At 68.2% G+C, this 449-nt stretch carries 1 protein-coding gene; it reads left to right on the forward strand.

Annotated features, from left to right (window positions below; all coding sequences use genetic code 11):
• Positions 1 to 449: phosphoglycerate kinase (pgk, locus tag CVH10_RS17530; RefSeq protein WP_106489351.1), on the forward strand; the 449-nt coding region annotated here is incomplete at both ends.

Genomic DNA, 449 nt, shown 5'->3' on the forward strand with positions numbered 1-449 from the left:
AGCCGCTGGAAGAACTGCTCGGCGCGCCCGTCCGCTTCGCCGACGACTGCATCGGCGGCCCCGCCGTGGAGGCCATTCGCGATCTGGATGCGGGCGGCGTCGTCCTGCTGGAGAACGTGCGCTTCCATGCGGCGGAAGAGGCCAATGATCCGGTCTTCGCCCAGAAGCTGGCCGACCTCGGCGACCTCTATGTCAACGACGCCTTCTCGGCCGCCCACCGCGCCCACGCCTCGACCGAAGGGATCGCGCACCACATCCCCGCCTACGCCGGCGAATCCATGCGCCGCGAACTGGATGCGCTGGACGCCGCGCTCGGCAATCCGCAGAAACCGGTCGTCGGCATCGTCGGCGGCTCCAAGGTCTCGACCAAGCTGGACCTGCTGAAGAACCTGGTCGGCAAGCTGGACACGCTGGCCATCGGCGGCGGCATGGCCAACACATTCCTCTAC

The organism is Halomonas sp. ND22Bw, assembly GCF_003011945.1.
Lineage (GTDB): Bacteria > Pseudomonadota > Gammaproteobacteria > Pseudomonadales > Halomonadaceae > Halomonas > Halomonas halophila.